This window comes from Mucisphaera sp. (assembly GCF_965279675.1).
GTDB lineage: Bacteria > Planctomycetota > Phycisphaerae > Phycisphaerales > Phycisphaeraceae > Mucisphaera.
Map to the genome: position 1 here is coordinate 1,383,938 of NZ_CBDIIJ010000002.1, position 26,169 is coordinate 1,410,106.

Sequence of the window (26,169 nt, forward strand, 5' to 3'; positions counted from 1 at the left end):
TCTTCTCGCCGTGTCGCTGACGCTATGCGCAATCGCAGGCTGCCAGGCGCCAGCCCACACGCCCGCACCCCAGCCGCAGCAAAGCCCGCACGCCGCTGCCCAACCGCCAGGCACCGGACACCCACCCGACGCCCCCATCGCCGACTGGCAGACCGAACTGCTCGACCTCTCCTTCGAGGCCGCCAGCCGTATGCCCATCGTCATCCACCTCAAGAACCGCTCCCGCGCCCAGTACCGCGTCATCCAGGCCGCCCTCCAACTCGACCAGCCCTCACGGGCACTCACCTACAGCCAGGGCATCGACAACTGGCAACGCGGCGCCGCCGCCGCCGACTACGCCCTCTACGCTGCCACCCAAGGCCACGCAGATCCCATCGACCAGCAACTGCTCATCGCCGAGGCCACCGCCAAACTCGCCACCCAGGACTGGCAACGGCAGTACATCGACATGATCGCCGCCAGAACCCAACTCGTCCTCGGCCAGCAGCAGGCCGCTCGCGAGTTCCGAAACCAGCCCATCGACAACCTCTACGAAGGCGCCCTCGACATCACCGAGGCAAGCCTCAGCACCAACGACGCCTTCGATCAGATCGTCGCCCGGCTCGACACCCTCCTGGCCAGCCAGCGCTACGAAGCCATCATCAACGGCGCCCAGGCCTACGCCGAACTCTTCGGAAAACACTATAAAAACACCGAGCGCAGAGCCCTTATCGAAGACAAACTCCGCGCCGCCTACCAGCACATGCCCGGCCCCGAAACCATCGATCTGCTCCTCTCACTCAGCCGGGTCGCCATCGATCACAACGACCACGACACCGCCTCACGCCTCCTCGACGACGCCCAGCAGATCACCGAGCAGGCAGCCTGGCCCACCGGCACCCAGTACCGCTACCAGTTCGTCTCGCGCATCGCACAGGCCCGACACGACATCCATCAGACCAGCACCGCACACCAGCTGCTCCAGCAGCTCATCGACCAGTACAACCAGGACGAAGAACAGATCGTCAACATCACCCGCGCCGATGCCATAAGAGCCATCGCCGAGGGATACGCCAGGCTCGGGGAGAAAGACCAGGCCCGGAACCTCTACCTCCGGGCCCTCGAACAGGGCTTTGTCAACCCCAACAGCCGACCGCGGGCCGATGACCTCATCGACACCTGCCTCTCGATGGCTGCCGCCAACGTCGAACCCAACGACGAGATCTGGCAGCGAGTCCGAGACCAGCACGCCCGCCTGGGACCCCCATGGTGATCCACCCATCCCGCAGCCTCTACCTCGCCAGCGCCGTCGTGCTCGCGACCGCGAGCGCTGCCTACGCGCAGGAAGTCGGAGCCATTCGAGGCACCGTCTTCGACGCCGACTTCGACGCGCCACTACGTGACGCCACCGTCACCATCACCGAAACAGGACAGCAGACCACCACCGGACTCGACGGCGGCTACACCTTCGGCGAAGTCCCTCCCGGCCAGTACACCCTCGTCTTCGCCAGAGACGGCTTCCTCCAGCAGGTCGAGGCCGGTGTGCTGGTCACAGAAGGCCAACTCACCGACCTCAACGCCACCCTCGCCGGCGACTTCGCCGAGATGGACGAGTTCATCGTCCAGGACATCCAACTCGGCGGCGACACCGACATCGGACTCCTCGAACTACGCATCGAAAGCCCCGCGCTCATCGACGCCGTCGGGGCCGACCTCCTCTCACAGGCCGGCGCAGGCGACGCCGAAGCCGGTCTCAAACTCGTCGCCGGATCCACCACCACCGCCGACGGCTTCGCCGCCGTCCGCGGACTCCCGCCACGCTTCATCAGCACCCAGCTCAACGGCGTCGTCCTCCCCAGCGCCGACCCCGACACCCGCGCCGTCCAGCTCGATCTCTTCCCCTCCGACATCATCGAGTCCATCCAGGTCAGCAAAACCTTCACACCCGACCAGCAGGGACAAGCCTCAGGCGGCGCCGTCAACATCGTCACCAAGTCCATCCCCGACCAGAACTTCCTCAAAATCTCCACCGGCACCGAATACAACACCAACCGACCCGGCAACGGCGAGTTCCTCGTCGACTCCCGAGGAGGGCCCAACTTCTTCGGCATCGATGGCGACCGCGCCCTCCCCGGATCCCTCGCAGGACTCACCGGCAACCCCCCCGAACTGCCCAACAACTTCTTCGGCAACCCCGGACCCAACAACGGCAACCCGCCCATCGAATACGACTGGTCCGTCGCCACGGGCGTCCAGCACGAATTCGACACCGGCGTCCGCGTCGGCGGCCTGTTCACCTACTTCTACGAACAGGACATGACCCACCGCGAAAACGTCGTCAACCACGACAAGGTCATCAGCACCAACAACCCCAACGCCGGACTCATCCCCAACACCAGCGGCAGCAACCAGAACGGATTCCTCCAGACCACCAACCTCGGCGAAGACCAGATCCTCACCAGCCTCTTCAACGAAACCGAGTCCTCACACCAGGTCGTCTGGGGCAGCCTCGCCACCCTCGGCATCGAATCCGACCTCCACGAAATCAGCTTCACCTACATGTTCACCCAGAACACCGCCGCCACCGCCACCGTCGGTGAAGACACCCTCGGCAAAAACCTCAAGTTCCCCGGCCACGACCCGCTCCAGATCGTCACCCCAGGCGGCGCCCAGGACCCCACCAACGGCAACGAAAACACCTCCGACTTCGCACCCTACCGAAGGCTCGAAACCCAGGAATACCTCGAACGCACCGTCGAAACCTTCCAGCTAAGCGGCCAACACACCCTCGCTTCCGAAGAACGCGCCGCCGACACCTGGAACGTCGGACCCTTCGAGTTCATGCCCCCCGTCTTCGACTGGAACGTCGCACGCAGCACCTCACAACGCGAGGAACCCGGCACCCTCATCTTCGACACCAAGTACTTCTCGGCATCACCGGGTAGACCCGACGGCTCGCAGGAGCCCGTCACCTTCGAAGGAGCCAGCGGTGCCCTCGGTGCCTTCAACATCGTCTTCCAGGACATCCAGGAAGACTCCACCCAATACGGCCTCAACCTCCGATTCCCCTTCCGCCAGTGGAACAACGAAGAGGGCTACCTCAAGATCGGCTACTTCAACGATCAGGTCACCCGAGACTTCCGACAAGACACCTTCACCATCCCCGAAATCATCGACGGGCAGATCAACGAAAACGTCCTGCTCCTCAGCCCCTTCGGCGGGGTCACGCTCTCCGAAGCCATCGCCAACCCCGGCCTCTATGGCGACCTCTTCTTCGACCCGCTGCCCGGCGTCCCCATCAACCTCCGACCCCCCATCCCCTTCTTCCAGCCCGCCAACGACCCCGGCGCCATCATCGCAACCCCCATCGACTTCCAGTACACCGGCGAGCAGGACGTCCAGGCCCTCTACTGGATGGTCGACCTCCCCATCACCCCCTACCTCAAGGTCATAGGCGGGCTCCGATTCGAAAGCACCAACATCGGCACCAACATCGTCCCCGATACCCCCACCACCGAAGTCTTCCTCGACGCACCCGTTCTCATCGATAACGGCGGAACCCTCGGAACACCCATCGACGTCAACGCCCTACCCGCCGGAACACTCGACGCCACCATCGACCAGGACGACATCCTCCCCGCCATCGCCTTCATCCTCGAACCCATCGACAACGTCATGATCCGCGCCGGCTACAGCGAAACCATCGCGCGACCCACTTTCCGAGAGCTCACCCCCGTCTCCCAGTCCCTCTTCTTCGGACAGACACCCTTCGTCGGCAACCCCTTCCTCGAAATGAGCTCCATCAAGAACTACGACCTCCGCATCGACTACCGACCCTTCCCCGACACCCTCTTCTCCGCGTCCTACTTCTACAAAGACCTCACCAACCCCATCCAGGTCGTCCGCCAGGCACAGGGCATCAACAGCATCGTCGTCCCCGTCAACTTCCCCTCTGGACAGATCGAAGGCTACGAAGTCGAAGTCCGACAGTCCGTCGGCAGATGGTTCGAGCCCCTCCAGGGCATGACCATCGGCGGCAACGCCACCCTCCTCAACACCGAAGTCGAACTCAGACCCTTCGAACGCGATCAGCTCAACCGCTCCGGCATCCGCGGCAACACCATCGAGATGATCAACGCCCCAGAACACCTCTACAACCTCTACGTCAACTACAACCAGCAGGACCTCGGCACCTCCATCTCCCTCTTCTACACCGTCCGAGGCGACACCCTCGTCACCCCCGCAGGTGTCAAGGACGATGGCGGCGTCGGCTCCGGAGCACCCGCCGCCTTCGTCCTCCCCGCCGTCTACGAAGAAGAGTTCGGCACCCTCAACCTCACCATCGTCCAACGCCTCACCGACTACCTCAGCCTCAAGTTCTCCGCCAAAAACCTCCTCGACCCCGATATACAAACCGTCTACAAGGGAGCCGGCGTCCGCGGAAACAACCTCCGCACCTCCTACAACGCAGGCATCGACCTCTCGCTAGGCATCACCTTCAACTACGAGTTCTAAGCACCAGGGAAAACAACCATGAAACCAAACACCCTGACACTCATCCTCGCAGCCCTCTGGCTCGCCGCACCCGCCGCCGCCCAGCCGCAGGACAACACCAGCGAGCCCGCCATCGACGTCACCCGCGACCGACTCGAACGATGGGTCGAAACCCGTCGCGTCATCTCCCAGGAAAAGCGAGACCTCGAAGTCTCCCGCGAAATCCTGAGCGACCGCATCGACGTCCTCCAGGCCGAGATCGACGACCTCCGCCAACGCATCGCCGAGGCCCAGGACAACCTCAGCAAAACCGACGACCAGTTCAATGAGCTCACCGAACAGAACGACATGCTCAAACAGGCCGCCGACACCCTCCAGGCCAGCGTCATCGCGATGGAAACCCAGGTCGTCGACCTCCTCGACCGCGCCCCCGCACCCATCGTCGACCGCCTCAAGGTCCTCAGCCAGCAGATCCCCCAGGACCCCCAGCAGACCGATCTCCCCCTCGCCAACCGCTACCAGAACGTGATCGGCATCCTCAACGAAATCAACAAGTTCAACGGCGAGATCACCGTCACCAGCGAAAAACGAGACCTCCCCAACGGACAGGCCGCCGAAGTCACCGTCATGTACCTCGGCATCTCCAAGGCCTACTACACCAGCAACAACGCAGCGATCGCCGGCACCGGCACCCCCGCCCCCGAAGGACAGTCCGGCTGGGTCTGGACACCCGACAACAACACCGGCCCCGAAATCCTCCGCGCCATCAACATCTACCGAAACACCGAGGTCGCCGACTTCGTCGATCTCCCCCTCGACATCCAGTGACCAGGTAACGCCAGAAAGAAACACCATGAACACCAAGCACCTCCTGCTCACACTCGCCCTCGCCCTCGCGACCGCCATCCCCGCCTGGGCCCAGGACGCCGACACGACCGAGCCCACCCAGCCGATCCAGGTCGATGCCGCGCAGACCGACACGGCCCAAGCCAGCGACCCGGCCGAAGCCGACACCGTGCCAGCCCCCGATCAGCAGGCCGCCGACGAGCCCGCGCCCCAGCTGGACCAGACACAGGCCCAGCCGGCAGAGCCCCGAACCCCCACCTTCGCCGAGGTCTCGCAAACCGTCGAAGCCCAGCTCAACGCCGCCGTCGAAGAACTCGACACCCTCCGCGAGCAGATCGCCGCCGAGAAGATCCCCCTCAACCGCACCATCAGCCAGCTCGAATCCCAGATCGTCGACCTCCGCCAGGAACTCCAGGCCGCCAGCCGCCAGCTCGACAGCCGCAACCTCGCCCTCGCCAACCTCCGCACCACCATCGCCGCCCGCCAGGACGAAGCCCGCTACCTCGGCAACCTCCTCGCCGAGTACCTCCGCAACCTCGAACCCCGACTCCACATCGCCGAACTCCAGCGATACGCCGACAGCCTCGAACAGGCACGACTCGCCCCCGAAAACAGCAACCTCACCGAACTCCAGCGGTTCCAGACCCAGCTCGCCGCCATCGGCCAGTCCGTCGAAAGACTCTTCGGCCTCCTGGGCGGAATCACCTTCAACGGCACCGCCGCCGACGCCGAAGGCAACATCAAACCCGGCGACTTCCTCGTCGTCGGACCCGAAGTCCTCTTCCTCTCCGAAGACGGCAGCCTCGTCGGCACCGCCGACCAGCGACTCGGATCACTCGAACCCACCATCACACCCTTCGAGAACCCGGAAGCCGCCAACGCCGCCGCCAGCCTCGTCGCCAAGGGCACCGGCACCATGCCCTTCGACCCCACCCTCGGCAACGCCCACGCCATCGCCCAGGCCCAGGACACCTTCCTCGAACACGTCTGGAAGGGCGGGCCCGTGATGATCCCCATCACCCTCCTCGCCGCCGTCGCCCTCCTCATCGCCCTCTACAAATGGCGCGTCCTCGCCATGACCCCCAACCCCTCACGCAAGAAGCTCGACCCCCTCCTCCGCGCCGTCGCCGCCAAAGACAAAACCCTCGCCGCCACCGAGGCCAAAAAGATCAGGGGACCCATCGGCGAGATGCTCCAGGCCGGCGCCGACCACCTCGGCGAGCCCCGCGAACTCATCGAGGAGATCATGTACGAGAAGGTGCTCTCCAACACCGTCCAACTCCAACGGCTGCTCCCCTTCATCTCCATCTGCGCCGCCGCCGCACCCCTCCTCGGGCTCCTCGGCACCGTCACCGGCATCATCAACACCTTCGAGATGATCACCATCTTCGGCACCGGCGACCCAGAAGCCCTCTCAGGCGGCATCTCCGAAGCACTCATCACCACCAAGTTCGGGCTCATCGTCGCCATCCCCGCGCTCCTGCTCTACGCCTACCTCTCACGCATGGCCAGAGGCATCATCGACAGCATGACCCAGGCCGGCGTCGTCTTCATGAACCAGATCGCCAAGTCGCAAACCACCCAGACACCGCCCCCCACCGAGAAAACCAAAACCGAAGACAAACCGCAGAAGGAGGCGGCCTGATCGGCCAAACCCACCGTGCTGACCCTCGCCCAGACACAACCCGACCCCTCCTTCTGGGATGCCACCATCGAGATATGGCTCAGCGGCGGCTGGGCCATGGTCGCTATCGCCATCGTCGCCATGGTCATGTTCGCCGTTGGCATGCACATCTACCTCGGACTCCCCGGCAAGGAACTCCGCGCCGTCCCCGAGTCCACCTGGCGCAAATGGATCGATCACCCCAGACAACGCGAAGGCCTCATCGGCGAGCTGCTCGACTTCGTCTCAGGCATCAACCAGTTCGACGAACTCGGCAAAGCCTTCGAAGAACTCCGAACCACCGAGATCACACCCTTCCGAAGAGACCTACGCGTCATGCGCATCTGCGTCTCCGCCGCACCCCTCCTCGGACTCCTCGGAACCGTCACCGGCATGCTCAACACCTTCGACGCACTCGCCGGCGGCACAGGCGGAGAACCCACCATCGACCTCGTCGCCTCCGGCATCTCCGAAGCACTCATCACCACCGAGACTGGCCTCATCATCGCCATCCCCGGGCTCTTCTTCCAATACCACCTCGCCCATAAAATCGAGCAGTACCACGCCTTCCTCGCCCACATGGAAACCGCCTGCATGCAGCGCCTCTACCGCAAACAGACAAACAACCCCACTCCAACCCCGGAACAACAGAAAGCCGCCTAAACCCAACCCACGGACCAAGCCATGGCCAGATTTCAGGACATCCAGAACACAGACGACAGCGACGCGAAGGTCGACATCTCGCCGCTCATCGACTGCGTCTTCATCCTCCTGATCTTCTTCATCGTCACCACCAGCTTCGTCCAGGAAGTCGGGCTCGGCGTCGACAAACCCGAACCCAGCAACCAGCCCAATCTCAACGAGTCCACCACCATCATCCTCCAACTCGATGACACCGGCAGAGTCTTCTACGAAGGCAGAAGCATCGGCCTCGCCGGCGTCCAGTCCGAAGTCCGACGCGTCCTCCAGGCCGAAGACGCGCCCGTCATCGTCCAGGCCTCCTTCGAAACACCCGTCGCCACCCTCATCCGCGTCATGGACGAAGCCCGAAGCGCCGGCGCCGCACAGGTCAGCCTCGCACAAGCCCAGTAACCAGGAACCCTCCAACCCCAAACCCAGCCACGAAGAAAACCATGAGCCGCTTTAAGAACATGAAATCCGACGAAGGCAACTACGGCGACATCGATATGTCGCCCATGATCGACTGCGTCTTCATCATGCTCATCTTCTTCATTGTCGCCACCACCTTCGTCGAAGTCCCCGACGTCACCATCGACCAGCCCATCGCCACCACCCAGGAAACCCTCGAAAAAGAAAGCATCTACATCGCCCTCACACCCGAAGGCGAGGTCGTCTACGCAGCCCGCCAAATAGGCGTCACCGGCGTCCAGCCGCTCGTCCGACGCATGCTCGAAGATGAACCCGAAAGACCCGTCATCATCCAGACCGACGGCAACGCCGAGTCCGGAACCCTCATCCGCATCATCGACGAAGCCAAACGGGCCGGTGCCCTCAAAGTCAGCCTCGCCACCCAGATCAACCAGAACTAAGAGCCATGGCCAAGAAAGGACGAAAAACCCGAGCCACCCTGACACACCGCCTGACGGTGCTCGTCGCCGCAGCGCTCATGACCCTCGCCTTCTTCATGGTCCTGCCCCTCATGCAGACCATCGGCGCCCCCGACGGACCCGACACCCGCGTCCAGGAAATCGGCTTCGCCGACGTGCCCCCACCCCCGCCGCCCCCCGAAGAAGAACCCCCCGAACCCGAACCCGAGGAAGAGCCACCCCAGCTCACCGAAGCGCCCCCGCTCGACCTCTCCCAACTCGAGATCGCCCTCAACCCCGCCGGCTCCGGACTGGGCCTAAGCGGCAACTTCGCCCCCCAGATCAACACCCGCGACCTCATGGGTGGCGTCGAAGACATGCTCGCCGGCCTCGGCGACCTCGACCAGGAACCCCGCGTCGTCTACCAGCCCGGACCCATGCTCGACGACCGGCTCCGACGCCTCGCGCCCGCCACCGTCTACGTCATCTTCATCGTCAACGAGCAGGGACGCATCGACGAAGCCCGCGTCCAGAACCCCCTCCACCCCGCCCTCAACCGCGCCGCCCTCAACGCCGTCAGGCAGTGGCGCTTCGAGCCCGGCATGAAAGCCGGACAACCCGTCAGCTTCCGCATGAGAGTCCCCATCACCTTCCCCGAAGGTTAAAACGACCATGAACAAAGCCCTCCCCACCGCCATCCTCGCAGCCCTCGTCCTCGCCGGCTGCACCATTACGCCCACCGAGCAAACCGCCGACGAAGCCGCCACCCGCAGCCTCGCCAACCCCAACGACACCCGAGGCCGCGAACTCGAGATCTGGTCCGACCCCCGCTTCACCCAGCAGTTCTCCGAAACCTACATCTCCGCCAGCGAGATCGAGCCACGCATCACCAGCATCGAACGCGAGGTCATGCTCGAAGTCATCGAAACCCTCCGCGAAGCCGCCGACCTCGAAGCCGAAGCCCGCACCGCCAAACAACAGGAAGCCATCGACCGACTCAACGACGAGAACTCGTCCGCCGCCACCGCCGTCTACGACTTCACCATCGGCAACATCTACTTCGAACAGGAACAGACCGAGCTCGCCGAAGCAGCCTATCGCGAAGCCGTCGCCAAACACCGCAAGTTCCGCCGTGCCTGGCAGGCACTCGGCATGCTCTACGTCCGCGAAAGCCAGTGGGACCTCGCCATCAACGCCATGACCCGCGTCATCGAACTGGGCGGCGGCAACGGCATCACCTACGGACTCATGGGCTTCGCCTACGCCTCCACCGACAACCCCCTCGCCGCCGAGTCCGCCTACCGACAGGCCATCCTCCTCGAACCCGACCGCCTCGACTGGAAGATGGGACTCGCCCGCAGCTTCTTCCGCCAGCAACGCTTCGCCGACGCCATCGCCCTCACCGGCGAAATGCTCAAACAAGACCCCTCCAAAACCGACCTCTGGCTCCTCCAGGCCAACGCCTACCTCCAACTCGGCGACAATCTCAACGCCGCCGAAAACTACCTCGTCGTCGACCAGCTAGGCGGCGCCAACGCCGACATCCTCAACAACCTCGGCGACATCTACATCAACGAGAACCTTTACGACCTCGCCGTCGAAAACTACATCCGAGCCCTCGAAACCCAGCCCGACGCCAACCTCGCACGAAGCATCCAGGCCGCCAAAGTGCTCACCGCCCGAGCCGAACTCGACAACACCGCCTCACTCATCGAAGCCATCGAAACCCACCGCGCCCAGGACCTCGACGACCAGCAGCAGATCGACCTACTCCGCATGAAGGCACGCATCGCCGTCGCCAACGGCGCCTCCGATCAGGAAGCCGACATCCTCCGCGAGATCGTCGAACTCGACCCGCTCGACGGCGAAGCACTCATCCTCCTCGGACAGCACGAGTCCTCTAAGGTCGGACCCGCACAGGCCGAGATCGAAGCCGCACGCCTGGCAGACAATTCAGACCAACTCGGTAACGCCCAGGCCCAACTCGCCGAGCACACAGCCCAGGCCACCTTCTACTTCGAACGCGCCGCCGCACTCGAAGACTTCGAGGCCGACGCCTACGTCAGACTCGCCCAGCTCTTCGTCAAACTCGGCAACTACGAACAGGCCCTGCCGCTGCTGAGAAGAGCTCAGCAGATCAAGCCCCGCGAAAACGTCCAGCAGTACCTCCAGCAGGTCGAGCGCATCGCACGCTCCGGCTGACCCCCAAACCCCAGCGAGCCCGCCATGGCCCCCATCTCCTCACAAGCCGCCACCTGCCTCCTCGCACTCACCCTGCTGGCTGCAGGCGCACTCGCTCAAACGCCACCACAGACCACCGCCGCCGAGCCACAGGACGGCATGGTCACCCTCAACTTCCCCGAGAACATCGATCTCAAGGTCCTCATCGACTACGTCGGTCGACGCAACGGCATCAACTTCATCTACGACCAGAACGTCGTCAGCCGACGCGTCACCATCAACGCCCCCGAAGCCATCCCCACCAGCTCGCTTATCACCCTGCTCGAAAGCACCCTCCGAGCCAACAACCTCGTCCTCGTCGAAACCGAAATCCCCAACACCATCCGCATCGAGGCCGCCAATCGACCACTACCCACCATCTCCGTCCTCCCAGGCGAACAAGAGGCACGACTCACCCAGGCCGTGACCCGCGTCTTCACCTTCCAGCACATCGCACCCGCCGAAGCCGGCGCCATCCTCACGCCCTTCCTCTCCTCGCCCCAGGCCAGAATCACTCCCGTTCAGGGAACACGACTCCTCATCATCACCGAGTTCGGCAGCAACATGCAACGGCTCGAAAACCTCAGCCGACTCATCGACCAGCCCGAAGCCGACCTGAAAATCGAATCCGTCACCGTCACCCACACCAAGGCCGCCGACCTCGCCACCCGCGTCACCCAACTCCTCGGCATCGCCGCCCGCCCAACCTCACCCACCGACCTCCGCATCCAGGCCGACACCCGCACCAACCAGATCGACCTCATCGGCGAAGCCCAGGACATCGAACGCGCCGCACAACTCATCGCCAACCTCGACCGACCCGCCAACACCACCACCAGGGTCTACACCTTCAACACCATCAGCCCGGCACGCATCGACACCCTCGTCTCCGAACTCCTCGACGAAGTCGCCGCCCAGAACTACCGCTCCGTCGCCGACCCCGAAGCCAACGCCCTCATCGTCACCGCGCCCTCAGACGTCCACGCGACCATCGCCGAACTCGCCGCCCGACTCGATATCCCCAGACCCGAACAGCGAAGCCCCATCCGCTTCTACACCCTCCAGAACGCCCGCGCCGACGAGATCCTCAAAACCCTCGAAGGCATCGCCAACGACGCCAGCCTCGAAACCATCTCCATCGACGGCGCCAACGCCGCCCCCCAGCCGCCCCTGTTCCCAACCCCACGTGAAGACTTCAGCCGCATCGACGGACCCACCGAATCCGAGGTCAACACCCGCGCCGCCAACCGGCAGATCGAGATCACCCCGCAACGCTCAGGCGTCGCCATCGACGACCCCGAACTCGGCCTCGACAAAGCACGCATCATCGCCCACGAAGCATCCAACACCCTCATCGTCATCGCCCGACCCGCCATGCACGAGGTCTACGAACGCCTCATCAAACGACTCGATGTCCGACAGCCGCAGGTCCTGCTCGAAGCCACCGTCGTCTCGCTCGACACCACCGACGGCTTCCAGCTAGGCGTCGAGATCCTCGTCGATGCCGACATCGACGAAACCACACGCTCACTCACCTTCAGCAACTTCGGCCTCTCCGACGAAGTCGATCCCGGCAACCCCGGGCTCGTGCTCGAGCCAGGCGTCGGATTCAACGGCGCTATCATCAGCTCCAACATCGCCGACCTCGTCGTCCGCGCCCTCCAGTCAGACAACCGCGTCAAGGTCGTCTCACGACCCGAAATCCTCGTCAACAACAACGCCGTCGGCACCCTCGTCAGCGAACGCGAAGAACCCTTCTCCTCCGTCAACGCCTCCTCCACCGTCTCCACCACCTCCTTTGGCGGGTTCGCCGCCGCCGGCACCACCATCGTCGTCACGCCCCAGATCAGCGAAGGCGACTTCATCAAACTCGAATACGAAATCAGCCTCTCCAGCTTCTCCGAAGCCGCCGAGTCCAACGACCCCGACGACGTCCTCCCACCCGCCCGACAGACCAACTCCCTCATCTCCGAAGCCGTCCTCCCCGATGGCTACACCATGATCGTCGGCGGACTCACAAGAGACACCCAAAGCGAGGTCATCAACGCCATCCCCCTCCTCGGCGAAATCCCCTTCATCGAAAACTTCTTCTCCAACCGCGTCATCACCAACCAGCAGACCACCCTCTTCGTCTTCATCAAGGCCGTCATCCTCCGCGACGACAAGTTCGAGTACCTCAGGTTCGTCTCCTCCGAAGCCGCCGCCAGCACCGGCATCTCACTCGGACTCCCAGAAAGCCAACCCCTCCTGATCCACTGACACGCATGGGCACCGACCACCCCACCAGCGCGACCCACGACCCCGCCGCCGGCCTCAGGCTCGTCGACAACCCATCTGCAGACAAACTGACCAACCTCAGCGACCGCCAGCCCTCCGCTCACTTCCTCAAGCACGTCCCCATCGCCTTCGCCAGAAACGCGCACGCCCTGGGACTCGCCACCGAAGACGAAAACGTCATCGACCTCGCGATGACCAACCCCGACGACCAGCAAACCCTCGACATCCTCCGCCGCTGGCTCCGCGCCACGCTCCGCCCGCAGCCCGCCGAAGAACACGCCCTCGCCTCCGCCATCAACCAGGCCTACGGCCAGCAGACCGGCGCCGCCCAAGCCTTCGTCGAAAAACTCGACCGCGACACCGTCATCAGCGAGGTCAACGAACTCTCGCAACGAGAAGACCTTCTCAACGTCTCCGACCGCGCACCTGTCATCAAGCTCGTCAACCTCCTGCTCTTCGAAGCCGTCCAGCAGCAGGCCTCCGACATCCACATCCAGCCCTACGAAGACCGGCTCATCATCCGACTCCGCATCGATGGCGTCCTCTTCGATACCTTCGACCTCCCCGCCGCCATCCAGGACGAAGTCCTCAGCCGCATCAAGGTCATGGCGCGCATGAACATCGCCGAAAAACGACTGCCCCAGGACGGCCGCTCCACCGTCCAGGTCGGCGACCGGATGATCGACCTCCGCGTCTCATCCGTCCCCGCCAGCCACGGCGAACGCATCGTCATCCGACTCCTCGACAAGAGCATCCGACGCTACACCCTCGGCGAACTCGGCATGACCACCGAAGCCCTCGCCACCTTCCGCAAACTCATCGGCGTCGAACACGGACTCATCCTCGTCACCGGACCCACCGGCTCCGGCAAGAGCACCACGCTCTACGCAGCCCTCGGCGAGATCAACTCCACCGCCCGCAACATCATGACCCTCGAAGACCCCATCGAGTACCAGCTCGAAGGCATCAGCCAGATGCAGATCTCCGACAAGAAGGGCATGACCTTCGCCAGCGGGCTCCGCTCCGTCCTCCGCCAGGACCCCGACATCGTCATGATCGGCGAGATCCGCGACCGCGAGACCGCCGTCATGGCCATCCAGGCCTCCCTCACCGGACACCTCGTCTTCAGCACCCTCCACACCAACGACGCCGCCTCCGCCGTCACACGGCTCCTCGACCTCGGCATCGAGCCCTACCTCGTCAGCAGCTCGCTCGTCGGCGTCCTCGCTCAGCGACTCATCCGCCACGTCTGCGAACACTGCGCCCAGCCCGCCGAGCCAAGCCCCGCCGAACTCGACGCCCTCCGTTTCGTGCCCACGCCCGAGCAGCGCCAGCAGATGCGCACCGGCGTCGGCTGCAAACACTGCCGCGGCACCGGCTACCACGGCCGCGCCGGCTGCTTCGAACTGCTCACCATCAACGACGAAATCCGCAACCTCGTCCAGCAGCGCGCCTCCGCCACCGACATCCATCACGCCGCCATCCGCGCCCACATGACCACCCTCACCGACGACGGCCTCCGCAAAGTCGGACTCGGCCAGACCACCCTCAGCGAGGTCATGCGCGTCGCCATGAGAGCCGGGTTCTGACATGGCCGTCTACACCTACACCGCCATCCCCGACGCCCCAGGCCAGCCGCAGACCAACCCCGTCCGCGGCACCATCATCGCCGACTCACCCAGGCAGGCCCGCGACCAACTCCGCGCCAGCGGGCTCAGCATCCGCGACATCAGCGAGCAGAAAACCGCCAGCGGCCAGTCCATCTTTGCCGCCTACCTCGCCCGACGACAGACCACCCGCGTCACCGGCTTCTTCCAGGAACTCGCCACCCTCCTCGGCGCCGGCATCCCGCTCCTCGAAGCCCTCGACACCATCGCCAAACAGCACGACGGATCGTTCCGCCAAGCGATCCTCCTCCTCTCCGATCACGTCGCCGCCGGATCCAGCCTCGCCCAGGCCATGGCCTTCCAGCCCGACCTCTTCGACGAACTGCCCCGCAGCATCGTCGAAGTCGGCGAAAACGCCGGCACCCTCGACCAGTCCCTCCGCCGACTCGCCGACTTCCGCAGGCAGACCGCCAAACTCAAGAACCGCGTCGTCTCCGCGATGATCTACCCCTTCATCGTCGCCACCGTCGGCGTCCTCGTCAGCATCTTCCTGATGACCTTCGTCGTCCCGCAGGTCCTCACCGTCCTTGATGATTCAGGCCAGGACCTGCCCTTCGCCACCGTCGTCGTCAAAGCCACCAGCGACCTGCTCATCGGCTGGTGGTGGCTGCTGATGGCCGCCGGCCTCTCACTCATCCTGATCGCCAGCGCGATCCTCCGGACCGACGCCGGCGAGATGCTCTGGCACCGCAGCCTCCTCCGCGTCCCGATCCTCGGCGAACTCATCCGCAAGCAGGCCATCGCCCGCATGGCCATGGTCATGGCCACCCTGCTCCGCTCAGGCGTCGTCTTCGCCCGCTCCATCCAGATCGCCCGCAAGGTCGTCCGCAACCGCGTCCTCCGCGACGCCCTCGCCGCCGCCGAGCAGGCCGTCCTCTCCGGCCGCGACATCGCCGACGCCCTCGAAAACACCCGCGTCTTCCCGCCCCTGGTCATCCAGCTCTTCGCCGTCGGCCAGGCCTCCGGCCAGCTCGAGGACATGCTCGAAGGCCTCGCCGAAGACTACGATGTCCAGGTCGATATCACCGCCGGCCGGCTCACGGCCCTGCTCGAACCGCTGATGATGATCCTGCTCGCGATCACCGTCGGCTTCATCGCCTTCGCCGTCATCCTGCCCATCCTCCAGGCAGGCGACGTCCTCTAAAACCAGATGCACCCGAGGAGAAAGCTCATGAACCACAGACGCATCGGACCACGCGGCTTCTCGCTCATCGAGGTGATGGTCGTCATCGTCATCATCGGCCTGCTCGCCGGCGCTGTCGCCCTCCAGGTCACCGGCTACATGGACTCGGCCGAGATCAACCTCGCCCGATCCGACATCACCACCATCATGGACGCCGTCGAGCTCTACCGGCTTGAAAACAAACGCTACCCGACCAACGAAGAGGGCCTGTCGGTCCTGCCGATCGACAACCGCAACGATCCCTGGGGCAACCCCTACGAGTACAACAGCCCCGGGCCATCTGGCGAGCCCTACGAGATCGTGACCTACGGCTCGGACGGCCGTGAAGGCGGTGAATCGACCGCCGCGGATATCTACAGCTGGCAGGTCCGCGAAGGCAGCGGAGGCTGAGATGCGGTCCCGTGGCTTCACCCTGATCGAGCTCATCGCCGTCATCACCATCCTCGGACTGATGGCTGGCGCGACCGGGCTGTCCCTCATCGAGACGGCCCGTTCCGCCGCGCTCGACCGCACGATCGGGATGCTCCAGCAGGAGGACGAGCGCGCCAGGCTGGCCGCCCGACGGCTCGGACGGGAAGTCGTCCTCCGGATCGACCTTGATGAGCAGCGGCTGCAGCGCTTCACCCGCAACCCCGCAGGTGAGCTGGAGCCGGCCGCCAGCCGGAGACTCCCGGCCGGCACGCGGCTGACCGACCTGCTTGGCATGGACACGCCGGCCGATCCCGATCCCGTCATCGACCTTGTTTACGCCCGAGGCGGGCAGACCCGCACCTTCGCCTGGCAGATCGAGACCGAGCAGAACCAGCGGCTCTGGCTGCTGACCGCCGGGCTGACCGGACAGACCCGCACCCTGGAGGACCAGGACCTTGTTGAACGCTGGCTCGCCATCCCGGCACCGCCCGGGCCTGACGCTGATTGAAGTCGTCGCGGCCCTGGTGATTCTCGGCACGATCCTCGCGGGGATCGTGGTCGCCCGGGCGCGCCACATCGACCAGCTCGCCGAGGCCCGGACCCTCACGGAGCTGAGTGATGTCGCCGACCGGCTCATCACCGGCTGGTGGCTCGACCCCAACGGCCCGCCCGTTAACGCTCAGGGCAGCCTGTCCGGCGACGCGCAGCCCGGAGCCTCCGACGGCGACGGCATCACCTGGCGCACCTCGCTGGTCCCGAACCGTGGCCTCGAAGACCTGGCCCTCCGTTCCCTGCGGATCGAGGTGGTCCAGGGCGAGACGGTTCTCGCCGTCGAGCTCGCGCTGCCCGCTGAGACGGAGGCCGAGCGATGAACCTCTCCTCGCCCCGCGGCTTCACCCTTCTCGAACTCCTGCTGGCCTCGACGCTCATCACGCTCATCCTGCTCGCGGTCGCGACGATCCTGACCCGCTTCGCCGTCGACCCGACGCTCCCGGCGTCCACCGACCGCCCGGCGCAGCTCGAAGCGGTCTTCGATTTGCTCGAACGGGATCTGGCGATGGCGGACGTGATCCGCTGGGAAAGCGATGGCTCGCTGGTGCTGGAGGGGTTGGTGGGGTTGGATGGGGTGACGCGGGAGCGTCGGGATCTGCCGGCTCGGGTGCGTTATGTGCTTGATGGGCAAGGGGATGAGCGTGCTTTGTTGCGGATGCAGAGGGGGTATGACGGGGTTGGGTTTGTGGATGTGCTGGTTTGGGGGGCTGGTTCGGTTTTGCTCGAACCGGGGCTCAAACGGACGAAAACGATCGGGAACGGGTCGGAAACGGGCGCGCAACTCGTTGATTATCCGGCGATTGATCTGAACCCGAGCGGGTCTGCGCTGCTGATTGTTCGAGATTCTCGCATGTTGGAGGAGCTGTCGACGGCTTACAGTGCGGCTTCGGCGTGGCGGGTACGGCTGGCTGATAAGGGGGGCACGTGGTTGCTGGACCGATGGGCGGTGGTGCGATGAGGTCGGGTGTGGCTGCGTCTGAGCGTGGGTTTGCGTTGCTGCTGGTGGTGGTGCTGGTGATGGTTTGTGGTGTGATGCTTTCGGGGTTTGCGGGGCGGAGTGGGGGCGAGGCGCTGGTCGCGAGGGATCGGGTGGAAGATCTTCAGCGGCGGTGGGCTTCGATCAGTCTGCGGGAAGCGCTGTTGCCGTCGGTAGAGGCTTTGCTGCGTGAAGCTGAGGGTCGAGCGGATGAGGGAGCGGAAGGTGACGTCGCCAACTCTCCCTCCAGATCGGTGCTAGGTGGTACGCGGCTGGCTGGTGGTGCGGTGGGTGAGCTGCGGGTGGTGGTGTCGCTGGGTGGTTTGGCGCACGAGTTGGTGTTGACGGATGAGCAGGCTCGGGTGCGTGTGGATCGGTTGCTGTCGGATCGGGGGAGGTTGGCGGCTGAGGCGGAGGTGGCGCGGCTGCTGGGTGGTCGTCGTTTGGGGATGCGGGTGTCGTTGTCGCCGGTGGTGATGGCGGCTGGCGGGGAGCCTGAGGTGTCGGGTTACGGTCAGGTGTTTGCGGCGGTGCTGCCGGAGCGGCTGGTGGGTTCGGGTGTGGGTGATGGGGTGGCTGGGGGTGGGGTGACGTGCTGGGGTGATGGGCGGTTGAATGTGCAGCGGGCGGATGAGGCGGCGATCCAGCTGGTTTGCGAAGGGTTGTTGGGTGAGGCTGGTGTGCAGGCGTTGCTGGCGGGGCGGGATCGGGATGCTTTTGCGTCTCTGGAAGAGCTGCTTCGTGGGGTGGGCGGGATGCACCCGTTGCTGCGTGGGGAGTTGGAGGGGGTGTTGACGGATCGTTCGGGGTGTCATGGGGTTTGGGTGGTGAGTCGGGGTCGCCAGCGGGATTGGGTTACGCTTAGCGTCGCGCGTCGCGGCGAGGATGGCGGCCTGCTCGGGCGTGTGGATTTTGCGTGGTGATGATGCGACTACAGCGGCAGCGACAGTTGATGTTTCTGGCTTCGGCACTGATGGTGCTGGGTGCTGTGGGTGTGGTGGTGTGGGGGGTGATGTCGCCTGTGTCGATTGCGGAAGAAGTGGGTGTGGATGGTGGGTCCCAACCAGTCGCATCGGGGGATGGGGCGTCCGAGGAGGTTGGGGTGGCGGGGCCCGGGGTGGAGGCGTTGCTGGCGGTGGGTTCGTTCGACTGGCAGCGGCCGCTTTTTGATGTGGCCGGGCCGGCGGCGGCGACGGCGGTGGAGGTTTCGCCAGTGTCGCTGATCGGGACGATCGAGGAGTCGGGTTTTACTTTGGCGGTGCTGCGGACGGCGGATGGCCGGACGGAGATCCGGGGTGTGGGTGAGTCGTTCGAGGCGGGGGGCGGCGCGGTGCGGGTGCGTTCGATTGAGGGGCGTGTGGTGATGGTGGAGGCGGGTGGTCGGGTGTTTTCGTTGTCGCTGCCTGATCGGGAGGGGGGTGGGGTCGATGGCTGAGGGTGTGCTGCTTCTTGGTGAAGATGTCTGGCGGTTGGGGATGACGGGGGAGGGCGGTGTGGCGGGTGTGTCGTGGCGTGAGGCGGCGGTGGATGGGTCTTCGGCGGAGGCGGTGCTTGAGCGGCTGTTTGAGGGGGCTGGGGATGTGGATCGCGTGGTGGTGTCGCTGGCGTCTTCGTGGTGCCTGGTTGCGCGGGTGTCGACGGAGGGCTTGGACCGTTCCCGGCGTTCGGCGGAGTTGCTGTACCGGCTGGAGGAGGTTTTGCCGGTGAGTGCGGAGGAGATTGAGGCTGACTTTGTGCATCACGATGGGTGGTCGCTAGGGGTTTGCTGTGTGGTCAAGCGGGTAAGCGGGGTGTTGTCCTGGCTGGAGGCGCGGGGGATTTCGGCCCCGCATCTGGTGCCTGCGTCGTTGCTGGTGGGTGATGCGCTTCGGTCGCGGGAGGTCGGGTCGGCGGTGCTGGCGGAGCCGGCGGTGGAGGGTTGGGGTGTGGACGTGTTGTCTTGGTCGGGTGAGGGGTCGCTGGCTGGATGGCGCTGGCTGGGCGGGGATTGGGAGGCCGCGCGATCGGCGGTGGCGGCGGTTTCGGATAAGGGCCGGGCTGTGGTGGTGGTGGGGTGTTCGGCGGGGGATGTGGGTCTGGACGAGGCGGGGGTGGTGAAGGGCGGAGGGTCTTATCTGGATCTGTTGCTGGCGGGTGCGCGTTCGTTGCTTTCGGAGCCATCGGTGGCGGCGGTTGAGCTTCGTCGGGGGTCGTTGGCGGCGAAGGACTGGTTTGTGTCGTATCGGGGGCCGGTGGTTTCGGTGGTGGTTGCGGCGGTGCTGCTGATGCTGAGTGTGGCGGGTGTGTCGGTGTGGCGGGGTCAGGCTTATGCGTTGGAGGCCGAGCGGTTGCGCGGTGAGCAGGAGCGGGCGTTTGCGGAGGCGTTTCCGGGTCAGCGTGTGCCGGTGAGCATTGTGTCTCGCTTGGAGAGTGAGTCGCGTCGGCTGGCGGGTGTGAGTGGTCGCGGTGAGGGTGGTGCGGGTGATGAGGCTTTGCGTGAGGCTTCGGCGTTGGATCGGCTTTATGGTGTCTTGTCGTCGCTGCCGATGGACCTGCGGTTCCGGGTGCTGTCGCTGCGTGTGGGTCCGGATCGTGTGACGGTGGGTGGGGAGGCGCGATCGCACGGTGATGCGGAGCAGCTGGTGCGGGCGCTGCGATCGGGAGGTGTGTTTGAGGTGGACCCGCCTCGGACGCAGACGCGGTCAGAGGGTGGGGTGACGTACTCGTTCGAGGCACGTGTTGGGGAGGGCGGCTGATGTCGGGTGTGCGTTTCGTCCAGGTCGGTCTTGGTGTGGGGTTGTTGGTGCTGTTGGTGGCGACGTTGTGGTCGGTGTGGTGGATGGCGGGTCAGCGTGCTGCGGCGCTGCGGGAGTCGTCGTCGCTGGCTCGGAGTCTTGTGCTGGTCGATCGGATTGCGGCGCTGCGGGCGGAGCCGGCGATCGCGTCGGCGGAGGATGTGGGGGTTCAGGCGTTGGGTGTGCAGGTGGAGTCGGCGATGTCGGCGGCGGGGATTGAGGCGCGTCGGTTGGAGGGGATTTTTCCTCAGGCGTCCCGTCGGCTGACGGGTTTGCCTTATGAGATGAAGCCAACGATGTTGTCGCTACGGGGTGTGGAGCTTCGGCGTCTGATGGTGTTTCTGGATCGTCTTCGTCGGCAGCCGGGTCTGAATGTGCGTGAGCTGGATCTGACGGCTGCGCGGGGTGAGGGGGCGTCGGGTCTGTGGGATTTTCAGACGACGCTGACGTATCTTATTTTTGCTCCGGACGGGGAGGGTCGTTAAGGATGCGTGCTGTTTTGAAGAAGCGTCGATTGTGGCTGTCGGGTGTATGGATGGTTTGTCTGGCGCTCTGGCCGGTGGGTTGTGCGACGTCTTCGGAGTCGGGGCCGGAGACGACGACGTACCGCACGGTGCGGACTTCGCCTGACCGGGATACGGAGGCGGCTCGTCGGCATCATGAGAAGGGTTTGGAGGCGTTGGCGGAGGGTGATCTGGAGAAGGCGCGGTCGGCGTTTGAGCGGGCGTTGGAGGCGGATGTTGCGTTCGGGCCGGCGCACAACAATCTGGGGAAGGTGCTTTATCAGCAGAAGGATTTTTATCAGGCGGCGTGGGAGTTTGAGTACGCGCGGGCGTTGATGCCGAATCGGTCGGAGCCGCTGAACAATCTTGGGTTGGTGCTGGAGAAGAGTGGTGAGTTGGACCGTGCGGTGGAGAGTTATCGCGCGGCGTTGTTTATTGACTCGGAGAATCTGCAGACGGTGGGGAATCTGGCGCGGGCGTTGTATCAGCGTGGTGATCGCGGGGAGGAGTTGGTGTTGCTGCTGGAGCGGTTGTTGGCTGAGGATCAGCGGGCGGACTGGAAGGTCTGGGCGCAGGGGGTGTTGTTGTCGTTACGCGGGTCGATGTGAGGTCTGGCTGGCGTGGTGGGCGGCGCCGATGGCGGCGGCGAAGCGTCCGACCTTGGTGAAGCGGTAGTTGACTTGTCCGGGGGCGGCGGGGCTGATGTCGTTGTGGACGGCGGTTTTGATGTGGTCGAGGTGGTGTTCGATGAGGGGAGCGACGCCACCCATGAAGACGATTTCGTCGGGTCGGTAGATGACGAGGAAGGTGCGGATTCCTCGGGCGAGGGCGTCGAGTCCGCGGTGGACGCGGGGGTGGGTGAGGGCGGCCTGGAGTTCTTCGGGTGTTTCGAGGGGGACGCCATCGTCGTTGAGTCCGCGGGCGCCGATGTAGGCTTCGAGGGCGCCGCGGCCGGCTCCTGGGGTTTGGGGCGGGTTGGGGTCGGTGCCGGAGACGTCGATGTGTCCGAGGTGTCCGGGGGTTCCGCGGGTGACGATGAGGGGGATGCCGGCGTCGAGGACGGCGCCGCCCAGGCCGGTGCCGATTGAGAGGTAGAGGGAGCGTTTGGTGGTGGGGTTGTTGTGGTGGTCGGCGATGGCGGCGGCGACGGCGTCGGTGCAGAGGGCGATGGTTTGGGCTTCGGGGAAGAGGGTTTGTGTCCAATCGTTGAGGTTGCGTCCGATGAGGGCAGGCATGTTGGCGGCGGCTTCGAGGACGCCTTGGGCGTTGACGGGTCCGGGGACGCAGAGGCCGACGCGTTGGATTTGTGTGGGGTCGGTGAGGGTGGCAGCGGTTTGCTGGATGGCGTTGGCGAGGTTTTCGGCGGAGGGTTCGCGGTAGGTATCGGTGCGTGCGGTGGCGGGTGGTTGATCGTCCTGGATCAGTGCGAGTTTGGTGGCGGTCCCGCCTATGTCGATGCCGAGTGTGGTCGGCATGGCTCAGGCTTTCTCGATCTGGTCGACGGGGACGTTCATGATTGGGTAGAGCGGATCGGTTCGGAGGGCGAAGTGCCACCACTCGTCGATGAGGGATTCGAAGCCGGCCTCGGTCATGGCGGTTTGGAGGAGGTCTCGTCGTTGTCGTGAGGGTTCGTCGCCCCCTGGGTAATCGACGCGGGCGCGTTCGGAGAGCTCATCGACTTCGGAGGGCATCTGGCAGGGGTTGCCGGTTCTGAGGTCGTAGAGGGCGACATCGACGGCGAGTCCGCGGTTGTGCATGGAGCCGCGGGCGGGGTTGGCGACGAAGTGGTGGAGGTGTTCGGGGACGACGTGCCAGAAGACGTAGCTGAGATACCAGGGGCGGTAGGCGTCGTGGATGATGAGGCCGTAGCCGTGTGGTTCGAGGGTGTTGGCGGCGATGGCGAGGGCTTCGGCGACGGGGCGTTGGGCGGGGGCGTGTTCGATCTGGGAGAGGCCGATGCCGGCAAAGTTCTCGACGCTGCTGTAGTGCATCCCGTATTGGAGGGAGGGGATGTGGTCGCGGAGCTCGACGAGATCGGGTTTTTGGAGGGGGATGTCTTCGATGGGTGGCCTGGCGTGTTTGGCTTCGGCCATCACCTCGGGGATGGGTCGTGCGGGTTTGAACAGGGGCTTAGCGGACATGTTCAGGCGTCTGGCTGGTTGGCGTGGGGTTTATCGCTTGCGGCCTGCTGTTCTTCCCAGTCTTCGGGTTTGGGGTCGGCGAGGAGGTAGCCGAAGATGAAGGCGGTGAAGAAGCCGATGACGGCCCACCAGGGCCAGGCGACGGTGTCGCGTTCGCCATCGATCATGAAGTAGCCGTACTCGGCGAGGTACCATATCAGGAACGCGCCGGCGAAAACGATGGGGGTTTTGAGGAGGCGGACGGTTCGTCGTTCGGGCTGGCCGGCGAGGGCGGCGATGACCCAGGCGGCGACGAGGATGACGCCTGCGGCGATGTTGGTGTTGATGGACCATGGTTCGTGCCAGACGACGGCGAAGATGGTCATGACGGAGAGGGGTGCGGAGAAGACGAGGCCGTAGCCGGTTTTGTTGAGGGGTAGGAAGCCGAGGAGGAAGGCGGCGAGGAGTGAGCCGGTGGAGTAGGAAGCGAGGCCGAGGGCGAGGCTGAGGATGGGTATAGAGAACTCGTCCTGGGCGATCTTGACGACGTAGGCGGCGAGGCAGAGGACGACGCCCCAGAAGATGACGAGGGCTCGGGAGATGAAGACGGCCTGGGCGCCGTGGTCTTCGATGTCGTGTCCCTGTTTTTGTCGCCAGCGGAGGTAGGTGACGGACATGGTGGTTTGTGAGAGGGCGGCGAGGATGGAGTCGAGGGAGGAGATGGCGGCGGCGAAGATGCCGGCGATGATGAGTCCGGTGACGCCTGTGGGGAGTTCGGAGAGGATGAAGATGGGGAAGATGCCGTCGCCTTCTTCTTCGACGCGGCGGAGGGCTTCGCCGGTGAGGGGGAACTGCTGGTAGAAGACGTAGAGGCCGGCGCCGACGGTGAGCATGAGGGCGGTGATGACCTGTCCGACGTAGGCGGCGAGGACGGCGATCTTGGCTTCGCGTTGGTTTTTGCAGCAGAAGATGCGTTGGGCCATCAGTTGGTCGGTGCCGTAGACGCCGACGTTTCCGAAGACGGAGGCGAAGGCGGCGGTGTAGATGGTGAATTCTTTGGTGGCGTCCCACTCGAAGTCCCAGAGTTGCCATTTGCCGGCTTCGTCGGCGACGGTGATGAGTTGTTCCCAGCCGCCATCGAGTCTTCCGACGATAGTGAAGAGGGCGACGAGCCCGCCGACGACGAAGACGATGAAGAGCATCACGTCGGTCCAGATGACGGTGGCGATGCCGCCCATGATGGTCCATCCGATGGCGACAACGCCGATGATGCCGATGGCGGTGATGATGGGGTCGATGCCTGTGATGGCTTCGATCTGGGCGAGTTGTTCGGCCATCACGAGTTCGAGGATGACGGCGGTGAGGTAGACGCGGGCGGATTGTCCGAGGACGCCGCCGAGGGAGAAGAGCATGGTGGTGACCCACTTGGCGGAATCGCCGAGTCGGTGTCCCATGTAGTCGTAGGGGGAGTAGATTTCGCGTTTGTAGTAAGCGGGTACGAGGATGAAGGCGACGATGAGTCTGGCGATGAGGACGCCGACGAGTCCGAGCTGGAGGTAGGTGAAGTTGCCGCCTGCGCCGTAGATGATGGCGGGTGCACCGACGAAGGTGACGGCGGAGATTTCGGTGGCGATGGATGAGCCGGAGACGGCGTACCAGGGCATTTTCTTGCCGCCGAGGAAGAAGTCCTTGACGGATGATTGTTTGCCGGCGAGGTATCCGCCGAGGATGGTGGTGATGACGAGGTAGCCGATGACGACGGCCCAGTCGATCCAGGTGAAGTGTCCGGCGATGGAGCCGGCCTCGGCGGCGGCTTCGGCTTGGGCGAGGAGGAGTGAGGTCATCATGGGGTCAAGGTATCAGCTTTGGGTGGGTGAATCAGAAGAACCATAAGACTTGGGAATGATAACGGGCCGACGCGTTGGCGTCGGCCCGTTGGGGAGGGTGGGGATGTTGGGTTGGGGGTTTAGTTGCCTTCCATCTGCATATCGACTGGTGTCCACATGGCACGTGGGGTGATGGCCGGGAACTGATCGCTGATATTTTCAACGATTTCGCCAGCGTTGAAGTTGGAGGCATGGCCATCGGCGAACGCATTGTTGATCGAAGCGTTGGGGGGTACGGAGGTGGGGTCTTCGTTTCCGCCGTGGCGAGTCCAGTCGAGTTCCGTGGGCGGGCGGATAGCGCCCCAGCCTTCTCTGGCTGAGATCGGTGCGTAGTCTTCGTACTGTCCCGCGCTGTTTTTGATGCCTACCCATCGCGTGCCCATGGCACCGGGGATGCGGTTAGATTCGTTGAGAAGTTGCGTAGGGCTGATGAACGGGATCTCTTCGCCGATGGCTGATCTTGTCGCAGCAACTTGTGCCGTCAATCCGAATCTCTCGGACCATGCTTCCGAGATCAGCATGACGGAGGAAGCGTTGTTCAGGTTGGCATCGAATGCCATACCGAGGTCGATGGCAGCCTGCCCAATGCCGCCAATGTTCCTCGCATTGCTGGCTGCAAAGGCGTTGAGCGTATAGGAGCGTCCAACGGGCAGTCCGAGCTCGGGCGGGCCCTGGTCTGAGGGGCAGGCCATGACGCCACCGAGAATGGTGTTGACGCCGGGTTCGATTTCTGAGGCGGGTAGATAGCCGCCGATGACCTCGACGTCATACCAAGCTGGAGAAGTGGTGTTGGGAGGGAATTTGCTCTGATTGTCGACTGAGTAGGTGACCAGAGAGATGGTGAGTTGGCGCACGTTGCTCAGGCAGCTCATGTTGCGGGCGGTTTCCCTGGCGGCTCCGAGTGCGGGAAGGAGGATGCCGATCAGCAGGGCGATGATCGAGATCACGACGAGCAACTCGATAAGTGTGAATCCGCCGGGATTTTGGCGGGTGTGTGGCTGTGTCATCTACGAATCTCCTGGGGGGAGTGTATGAGGGGATCAGGAATGTCTGTGCCCGTGACGGGCGAAG

Annotated in this window: 25 protein-coding genes; 21 read left to right on the plus strand and 4 right to left on the minus strand. The window is 64.4% G+C overall.

What is annotated here, in order from left to right:
* The first annotated feature begins 10 nt into the window (after nucleotides 1-10).
* From ACQZAB_RS05990 to ACQZAB_RS06090, 21 genes are read left to right on the plus strand one after another with little or no spacing between them, the layout of a single operon-like run.
* A complete protein-coding gene (locus tag ACQZAB_RS05990; protein ID WP_428387971.1) occupies nucleotides 11-1,252 on the plus strand; it encodes a hypothetical protein in 1,242 nt (413 codons plus the stop codon).
* Entirely contained in the window at nucleotides 1,249-4,494 is a 3,246-nt protein-coding gene (locus tag ACQZAB_RS05995; RefSeq protein WP_428387973.1) for a TonB-dependent receptor domain-containing protein, read from the plus strand. Before ACQZAB_RS05990 ends, ACQZAB_RS05995 begins: the two co-directional genes overlap by 4 nt.
* 18 nt (nucleotides 4,495-4,512) lie before the next feature.
* Nucleotides 4,513-5,301 carry a DUF3450 family protein gene (locus ACQZAB_RS06000; protein ID WP_428387975.1) on the plus strand — a complete coding sequence of 263 codons (789 nt, stop codon included), beginning with the start codon at nucleotides 4,513-4,515 and terminating at the stop codon, nucleotides 5,299-5,301.
* A 25-nt stretch (nucleotides 5,302-5,326) separates the two neighbouring features.
* Entirely contained in the window at nucleotides 5,327-6,964 is a 1,638-nt protein-coding gene (locus ACQZAB_RS06005) for a MotA/TolQ/ExbB proton channel family protein (RefSeq protein ID WP_428387976.1), read from the plus strand.
* A 15-nt stretch (nucleotides 6,965-6,979) separates the two neighbouring features.
* Nucleotides 6,980-7,645, plus strand: coding sequence for a MotA/TolQ/ExbB proton channel family protein (locus ACQZAB_RS06010; RefSeq protein ID WP_428387978.1), 666 nt, complete (start codon nucleotides 6,980-6,982; stop codon nucleotides 7,643-7,645).
* 21 nt (nucleotides 7,646-7,666) lie between these two features.
* Entirely contained in the window at nucleotides 7,667-8,074 is a 408-nt protein-coding gene (locus ACQZAB_RS06015; RefSeq protein ID WP_428387980.1) for an ExbD/TolR family protein, read from the plus strand.
* A 41-nt stretch (nucleotides 8,075-8,115) separates the two neighbouring features.
* Complete coding sequence (locus ACQZAB_RS06020) at nucleotides 8,116-8,532, plus strand: ExbD/TolR family protein (RefSeq protein ID WP_428387982.1); 417 nt, start codon at nucleotides 8,116-8,118, stop codon at nucleotides 8,530-8,532.
* Between the two features lie 5 nt (nucleotides 8,533-8,537).
* Nucleotides 8,538-9,194 carry an energy transducer TonB gene (locus ACQZAB_RS06025; protein ID WP_428387985.1) on the plus strand — a complete coding sequence of 219 codons (657 nt, stop codon included), beginning with the start codon at nucleotides 8,538-8,540 and terminating at the stop codon, nucleotides 9,192-9,194.
* Nucleotides 9,195-9,201: 7 nt separating this feature from the next.
* Complete coding sequence (locus tag ACQZAB_RS06030; protein ID WP_428387987.1) at nucleotides 9,202-10,731, plus strand: tetratricopeptide repeat protein; 1,530 nt, start codon at nucleotides 9,202-9,204, stop codon at nucleotides 10,729-10,731.
* 24 nt (nucleotides 10,732-10,755) lie between these two features.
* Nucleotides 10,756-13,008 (plus strand): secretin N-terminal domain-containing protein, encoded by a 2,253-nt coding sequence (locus ACQZAB_RS06035; RefSeq protein WP_428387989.1) that lies wholly within the window; start codon nucleotides 10,756-10,758, stop codon nucleotides 13,006-13,008.
* Between the two features lie 5 nt (nucleotides 13,009-13,013).
* The gene (gene gspE / locus ACQZAB_RS06040; RefSeq protein WP_428387991.1) at nucleotides 13,014-14,615 is read left to right on the plus strand and encodes a type II secretion system ATPase GspE; all 1,602 of its coding nucleotides are present in this window, start codon (nucleotides 13,014-13,016) and stop codon (nucleotides 14,613-14,615) included.
* Between the two features lies 1 nt (nucleotide 14,616).
* Nucleotides 14,617-15,837 carry a type II secretion system F family protein gene (locus ACQZAB_RS06045; protein ID WP_428387993.1) on the plus strand — a complete coding sequence of 407 codons (1,221 nt, stop codon included), beginning with the start codon at nucleotides 14,617-14,619 and terminating at the stop codon, nucleotides 15,835-15,837.
* Between the two features lie 27 nt (nucleotides 15,838-15,864).
* Nucleotides 15,865-16,266, plus strand: a complete 402-nt coding sequence (locus tag ACQZAB_RS06050; protein WP_428387995.1) for a type II secretion system protein GspG — start codon at nucleotides 15,865-15,867, stop codon at nucleotides 16,264-16,266.
* Nucleotides 16,208-16,795: a pilus assembly FimT family protein gene (locus ACQZAB_RS06055; RefSeq protein WP_428387997.1), complete on the plus strand. Its 588-nt coding sequence runs from the start codon at nucleotides 16,208-16,210 to the stop codon at nucleotides 16,793-16,795. Before ACQZAB_RS06050 ends, ACQZAB_RS06055 begins: the two co-directional genes overlap by 59 nt.
* Nucleotides 16,746-17,159: a type II secretion system protein gene (locus tag ACQZAB_RS06060; RefSeq protein WP_428387999.1), complete on the plus strand. Its 414-nt coding sequence runs from the start codon at nucleotides 16,746-16,748 to the stop codon at nucleotides 17,157-17,159. Before ACQZAB_RS06055 ends, ACQZAB_RS06060 begins: the two co-directional genes overlap by 50 nt.
* Nucleotides 17,156-17,797, plus strand: coding sequence for a prepilin-type N-terminal cleavage/methylation domain-containing protein (locus ACQZAB_RS06065; RefSeq protein ID WP_428388001.1), 642 nt, complete (start codon nucleotides 17,156-17,158; stop codon nucleotides 17,795-17,797). Before ACQZAB_RS06060 ends, ACQZAB_RS06065 begins: the two co-directional genes overlap by 4 nt.
* The gene (locus ACQZAB_RS06070; protein WP_428388003.1) at nucleotides 17,764-18,738 is read left to right on the plus strand and encodes a hypothetical protein; all 975 of its coding nucleotides are present in this window, start codon (nucleotides 17,764-17,766) and stop codon (nucleotides 18,736-18,738) included. The genes ACQZAB_RS06065 and ACQZAB_RS06070 overlap by 34 nt, the downstream gene beginning before the upstream one ends.
* The gene (locus ACQZAB_RS06075; protein WP_428388005.1) at nucleotides 18,738-19,250 is read left to right on the plus strand and encodes a hypothetical protein; all 513 of its coding nucleotides are present in this window, start codon (nucleotides 18,738-18,740) and stop codon (nucleotides 19,248-19,250) included. Before ACQZAB_RS06070 ends, ACQZAB_RS06075 begins: the two co-directional genes overlap by 1 nt.
* Nucleotides 19,243-20,550: a hypothetical protein gene (locus ACQZAB_RS06080; protein WP_428388007.1), complete on the plus strand. Its 1,308-nt coding sequence runs from the start codon at nucleotides 19,243-19,245 to the stop codon at nucleotides 20,548-20,550. The genes ACQZAB_RS06075 and ACQZAB_RS06080 overlap by 8 nt, the downstream gene beginning before the upstream one ends.
* The gene (locus ACQZAB_RS06085; protein ID WP_428388009.1) at nucleotides 20,550-21,074 is read left to right on the plus strand and encodes a hypothetical protein; all 525 of its coding nucleotides are present in this window, start codon (nucleotides 20,550-20,552) and stop codon (nucleotides 21,072-21,074) included. Before ACQZAB_RS06080 ends, ACQZAB_RS06085 begins: the two co-directional genes overlap by 1 nt.
* Before the next feature lie 2 nt (nucleotides 21,075-21,076).
* Nucleotides 21,077-21,700 carry a tetratricopeptide repeat protein gene (locus ACQZAB_RS06090; RefSeq protein WP_428388011.1) on the plus strand — a complete coding sequence of 208 codons (624 nt, stop codon included), beginning with the start codon at nucleotides 21,077-21,079 and terminating at the stop codon, nucleotides 21,698-21,700.
* On the opposite strand, the gene ACQZAB_RS06095 is transcribed toward ACQZAB_RS06090, so the two are convergent.
* From ACQZAB_RS06095 to ACQZAB_RS06110, 4 genes are all read right to left on the minus strand, one after another.
* On the minus strand, nucleotides 21,683-22,567 hold the full coding sequence (locus tag ACQZAB_RS06095) for an ROK family protein (RefSeq protein WP_428388013.1): 885 nt from the start codon (nucleotides 22,565-22,567) through the stop codon (nucleotides 21,683-21,685). The two genes, ACQZAB_RS06090 and ACQZAB_RS06095, sit on opposite strands and share 18 nt — an antisense overlap.
* A 3-nt stretch (nucleotides 22,568-22,570) precedes the next feature.
* Nucleotides 22,571-23,233, minus strand: a complete 663-nt coding sequence (locus ACQZAB_RS06100; protein WP_428388015.1) for a M15 family metallopeptidase — start codon at nucleotides 23,231-23,233, stop codon at nucleotides 22,571-22,573.
* A gap of 2 nt (nucleotides 23,234-23,235) precedes the next feature.
* Nucleotides 23,236-25,059, minus strand: a complete 1,824-nt coding sequence (locus tag ACQZAB_RS06105; protein WP_428388017.1) for a sodium:solute symporter family transporter — start codon at nucleotides 25,057-25,059, stop codon at nucleotides 23,236-23,238.
* Nucleotides 25,060-25,178: 119 nt separating this feature from the next.
* Nucleotides 25,179-26,105 carry a type II secretion system protein gene (locus tag ACQZAB_RS06110; RefSeq protein ID WP_428388018.1) on the minus strand — a complete coding sequence of 309 codons (927 nt, stop codon included), beginning with the start codon at nucleotides 26,103-26,105 and terminating at the stop codon, nucleotides 25,179-25,181.
* Between the last annotated feature and the right edge of the window lie 64 nt (nucleotides 26,106-26,169).

Coding starts and splice junctions, on each gene's coding strand:
- ACQZAB_RS06080 (WP_428388007.1), top strand. CDS start 19,243: ATGGCTGAGGGTGTGCTGCTTCTTGGTGAAGATGTCTGGCGGTTGGGG.
- ACQZAB_RS06020 (WP_428387982.1), top strand. CDS start 8,116: ATGAGCCGCTTTAAGAACATGAAATCCGACGAAGGCAACTACGGCGAC.
- ACQZAB_RS06110 (WP_428388018.1), bottom strand. CDS start 26,105: ATGACACAGCCACACACCCGCCAAAATCCCGGCGGATTCACACTTATC.
- ACQZAB_RS06050 (WP_428387995.1), top strand. CDS start 15,865: ATGAACCACAGACGCATCGGACCACGCGGCTTCTCGCTCATCGAGGTG.
- ACQZAB_RS06075 (WP_428388005.1), top strand. CDS start 18,738: ATGATGCGACTACAGCGGCAGCGACAGTTGATGTTTCTGGCTTCGGCA.
- ACQZAB_RS06085 (WP_428388009.1), top strand. CDS start 20,550: ATGTCGGGTGTGCGTTTCGTCCAGGTCGGTCTTGGTGTGGGGTTGTTG.
- ACQZAB_RS06015 (WP_428387980.1), top strand. CDS start 7,667: ATGGCCAGATTTCAGGACATCCAGAACACAGACGACAGCGACGCGAAG.
- ACQZAB_RS06030 (WP_428387987.1), top strand. CDS start 9,202: ATGAACAAAGCCCTCCCCACCGCCATCCTCGCAGCCCTCGTCCTCGCC.
- ACQZAB_RS06005 (WP_428387976.1), top strand. CDS start 5,327: ATGAACACCAAGCACCTCCTGCTCACACTCGCCCTCGCCCTCGCGACC.
- ACQZAB_RS06000 (WP_428387975.1), top strand. CDS start 4,513: ATGAAACCAAACACCCTGACACTCATCCTCGCAGCCCTCTGGCTCGCC.
- ACQZAB_RS06025 (WP_428387985.1), top strand. CDS start 8,538: ATGGCCAAGAAAGGACGAAAAACCCGAGCCACCCTGACACACCGCCTG.
- ACQZAB_RS06035 (WP_428387989.1), top strand. CDS start 10,756: ATGGCCCCCATCTCCTCACAAGCCGCCACCTGCCTCCTCGCACTCACC.
- ACQZAB_RS06100 (WP_428388015.1), bottom strand. CDS start 23,233: ATGTCCGCTAAGCCCCTGTTCAAACCCGCACGACCCATCCCCGAGGTG.
- gspE (WP_428387991.1), top strand. CDS start 13,014: ATGGGCACCGACCACCCCACCAGCGCGACCCACGACCCCGCCGCCGGC.
- ACQZAB_RS06105 (WP_428388017.1), bottom strand. CDS start 25,059: ATGATGACCTCACTCCTCCTCGCCCAAGCCGAAGCCGCCGCCGAGGCC.
- ACQZAB_RS06090 (WP_428388011.1), top strand. CDS start 21,077: ATGCGTGCTGTTTTGAAGAAGCGTCGATTGTGGCTGTCGGGTGTATGG.
- ACQZAB_RS06095 (WP_428388013.1), bottom strand. CDS start 22,567: ATGCCGACCACACTCGGCATCGACATAGGCGGGACCGCCACCAAACTC.
- ACQZAB_RS06065 (WP_428388001.1), top strand. CDS start 17,156: ATGAACCTCTCCTCGCCCCGCGGCTTCACCCTTCTCGAACTCCTGCTG.
- ACQZAB_RS06045 (WP_428387993.1), top strand. CDS start 14,617: ATGGCCGTCTACACCTACACCGCCATCCCCGACGCCCCAGGCCAGCCG.